2 protein-coding genes are annotated in these 4,011 nt (G+C 50.7%); both read left to right on the top strand.

The genetic code is table 11. The features are described from left to right. The first annotated feature begins 65 nt into the window (after positions 1 to 65). Positions 66 to 3,629 (top strand): PAS domain S-box protein, encoded by a 3,564-nt coding sequence (locus GTA51_RS20085; RefSeq protein ID WP_160964265.1) that lies wholly within the window; start codon positions 66 to 68, stop codon positions 3,627 to 3,629. 32 nt (positions 3,630 to 3,661) lie between these two features. Then, on the top strand, positions 3,662 to 3,874 hold the full coding sequence (locus tag GTA51_RS20080) for a hypothetical protein (protein ID WP_160964264.1): 213 nt from the start codon (positions 3,662 to 3,664) through the stop codon (positions 3,872 to 3,874). Positions 3,875 to 4,011 lie beyond the last annotated feature (137 nt).

Genomic DNA, 4,011 nt, shown 5'->3' with positions numbered 1-4,011 from the left:
TGAACTTGATGTCATGGCAATTTATGCCATTTTTTCAAAATTGATCGCCTAAGTGGAAAGGCATCATGAGCTTGCACCAGTTGTCGCTTTCAGGCGTCAAGCCTTTTCTTAGCCGGACAGTAATGGGCGTCTATGTAATCCTGGCGTCCGGAGCCATTGGTATTCTTTGGAGACATCTCAGGCGTAGCGGACTTGCACACCTTTCCTTTGGGGAACTCCTGCTCTTCGGCCTAGCGATCCACTTGGCCATGCTGGGTTTGATGCTGACCCTCCCTTGGGACATCGCCTGGAATGTCTTGTCAAAAATTACCTTGCCTGTTTTGCTGATCTACCCCTTGGGCACGGCCCTCCTGGGAAAACTCATGTCGACCCGGGTAGCTCGAGAAGAGGAGAAGATCAAAACTCGTGAAAACGAGGAAAAATTTCGTGCTCTGTACGCCTCGGTCATGGACCCAATACTTGTCGCCGAAACGGATACAGGCATCATCGTCGAGTGCAACCCCGCCGCCGAAGAACTTTTCCGTCGTTCGCGGATGGAACTGCTGGGAATGCACCAAAGTGACCTCCATCCAGCAGGCGAAGTCGTTCCCCACACCACGACGCCGCAGTTCCTCCAACAAGTAGCATCCCCTGACCATGTCCAGGAAGTCCGCTTCAGCCGGGCTGACGGCGAAATCCGGACATCCTTGGTCCGTGCCAGCGTTTTCCACCTGCAGGGGCGGACGCTCATCCTGGGCGTTTTCCATGACATCACCGAACGCAAGGCCGTTGAAGAGGCCCTAATCAAATCCGAGCAGAAATGGCGGCACGTTTTGCTCAATACCCCTCAAATCGGGGTCTCACTTGACACCAATGCCAAGGTCCTTTTCGTCAACCAGTATTTCCTCGACTTGACCGGATGGCGCAAAGAAGAGGTCGTGGGACAAGATTGGTTTGATCTGTTCATTCCGATCGAAGTTCGCGAGCAAGTCAAAAGGATCTTTGATGGCGTCATGTCGCAACAGCACGTCCACGGCTTCTCGACGTATGAAAACGAAATTCTGACACGTTCCGGAGAAAAGCGCGTTGTCTCCTGGGCGAATGCCCTGACCTTAGACCATAAGGGCTACGTGCTCGACGCAACCTGCCTTGGCGTGGATGTGACCGAGCGCCGTCGTGCAGAGCAGGCTCTTCGAGACAGCGAAGAACGTTACAGACGCCTTGTGGAAACCGCAAACGAAGGCATCTGGTCAGTTGATGCCGATCATGTGGTTACACTCGTCAACCCTGCAATGGCCGACATGCTCGGATATGGAGTCGAAGAAATTATAGGACACAAGGTCGAGGAGTTCATTTTTCCAGATGAGTTTGAACAGCATACCGAAAAGATGAAAGGCAGACATGCTGGGTTGAGCGACATCTATGAACGTAGACTCAAGCGCAAAGATGGTTCTATTCTTTGGACAATTGTTTCTGCAAAGGCACTTATTGACGACAATGGGAGCTTCATCGGTGCTTTCGCTATGTTTACAAACATTACCGAACGCAAACAAATGGAGGAGAAGCTTCGCGCCAACGAGTCAAGACTAATGAGCTTAGTCGAAGTTTTGCAACATCCATTCACTGAACCTCAAGAATTTCTCGACTTCGCCCTCCACGAGGCCATCCGCCTCACGGAAAGCAAGATCGGTTATATTTACCTCTATGACGAAGAGACTGAACGTCTTACTCTGAATTCTTGGTCAAGAGATGTCATGCAAGAATGTACAATCGTCAAGCCCCATACGCAATACGATTTGAAAGATACCGGAGTGTGGGGCGAAGCTGTGCGCCAGCGCGTACCCATAGTTCTCAACGACTACCAGGCAGACCATCCTTTGAAGAAAGGCTACCCCGATGGCCATGCGCCCCTATATTCCTACATGACAATTCCCGTGTACAGGGATGGGAAAATCGTTTCCGTGGTGGGCGTCGCTAACAAGGAAAGTGAGTATACCGACACCGATATCTATCAACTCAGCCTGCTTATGGATGCTGTATGGAAGGTGCTCGACCGCGAAGGAGCTGAATCCGCCCTACGTGAGAGAGAAGCGCAGTTGGCCTCCCTAAGTGACAATCTTCCACAAGGCATGGTCTACCAACTAGACAGTGGGCCAGACGGCACCCTGCGCCATTTTACGTATCTAAGCGCGGGGGTCACGAAACTCCACGGCGTTTCCCCTGAGCAGGTTTTGGCTGACGCAAACATTCTTTATAATCAAGTCATTGAGGAAGACAGAGCGCTTCTGGCTGAACGAGAAACTCAAGCTATAACGAACATGTCGATGTTTAGCGCCGAGGTTCGCATGAGATTGCCCTCGGGCGAAATCCGCTGGCATCTTCTGACCTCCGCCCCGCGACGCATGCTGAACGCGCACACCGTCTGGGACGGCGTTGAAATCGATATCGACGACCTCATGAAGTCCAAGGAAGCGGCAGAGAACGCCAACCGCGCCAAGTCGGAATTCCTGGCGAACATGAGCCACGAAATCAGGACACCACTTAACGGTGTCTTGGGCATGCTTCAGCTTCTCGAGACAGCGCATCTCGGCGAAGAGGAAAAAGAGTATGTCGATGAGGCAATTACATCCTCAAAGCGATTGACGAATCTTCTTTCGGACATCCTTGATCTCTCGCGAATTGAGGCTGGAAAACTCAACATCAGAATTGTCGAGTTCTCTTTAGCGGACATGTTCGATTCTGTTGGCGGACTGCTTGCGTCTACAGCCCGAAAGAAAGATTTGGAACTGCGCTTCTTTCTGGATGAACGATTGCCTTCATTGGTTCTCGGGGACGAAGTTCGGCTCAGACAGATACTCTTTAACCTTGTCGGAAACGCGATAAAATTTTCTGACCAAGGAACTATTTTCGTCCAGGCATACCTGCTGCCGTTAGCGAAGGTTACCCAAGAACGAGTCTTGTTCATGGTCAGTGACGAAGGCATTGGAATCAGCGACGAACTTCTTGGGCTGATCTTCGAGCCTTTCTCACAGGGTGAGGGGAATTACACTCGCCGTTTTCAAGGAGCAGGACTTGGACTTTCCATCGTCAAACGACTTGTCGGCCTATTGAAAGGTGAAATTGCCATCGAAAGCGCTCCAGGGCTGGGAACGACCATTTACCTGTCATTGCCTTTTGGGGTTTCAAAAAAGGCAAACGGAGCTGTTTCTCTCCCAAGCATACCTTTGTCTTCGCATCCTTCCCCTGCTCACTACAAGGTTTTACTTGTGGAGGACGAAGACATCAACGTCGTCACTGTCAAGGCATTATTGAAAAAACACGGCTACGCCGTCATTGTCGCCACGGATGGACAACAGGCCATAGAAATTCTTTCAGAAAAGGACATAGACCTTGTTTTGATGGACATCAGGATGCCCATCATGGATGGCGTGCAGGCCACCTTGGCAATTCGGTCAGGAAAAGCAGGGCATAACAAAAAGGATGTTCCCATCATTGCCATGACGGCCTATGCCATGGCTGGAGACCGTGAGAAGTTTCTTGCGGCGGGAATGAATGACTACATTGCCAAACCTGTGGACATACAAGACTTAAAAGAAGTCATCAAACGCACTTTTGACTCTATTGAATCAAAAAGACCTTCGAGAGCTTGAAGACAACGACTTCTACTGCTATACTATCTATTATGTTTAAACAACTCACGCAGGAAAAACCCTGGGCGATCCTCAAGGTTTCCCGTCGCCAGTATGAAACTAAGCGACCTTGGGTTACGGCAAACTTACCACGCAAAAAATTTGAAGAATTACTCGTCATGCTGCCGGATGGGTTCATTGACCACTGTCACCGTGACGCCGAAGCTGAAAGATTGGTCGAAGCGATTTTCGGGAAGGTTGAGTAGGCGATCAAGACCGCCGACGCCTACGGCCGGATACTTACGACTCCCCCTCTGCGGAAATGACCTTAACGATGGGGATATCGAGCTCTTCGCCGACTTGTTCCCATTCGTCAGCATTCCTGGACGCGAAGGCTGCGCTG

The organism is Solidesulfovibrio aerotolerans, assembly GCF_009856865.1.
In the GTDB taxonomy this organism is placed as follows: domain Bacteria; phylum Desulfobacterota; class Desulfovibrionia; order Desulfovibrionales; family Desulfovibrionaceae; genus Solidesulfovibrio; species Solidesulfovibrio aerotolerans.
This window is presented reverse-complemented; position numbering and strand designations above follow the sequence as displayed.

Coding starts and splice junctions, on each gene's coding strand:
- GTA51_RS20080 (WP_160964264.1), top strand. CDS start 3,662: ATGTTTAAACAACTCACGCAGGAAAAACCCTGGGCGATCCTCAAGGTT.
- GTA51_RS20085 (WP_160964265.1), top strand. CDS start 66: ATGAGCTTGCACCAGTTGTCGCTTTCAGGCGTCAAGCCTTTTCTTAGC.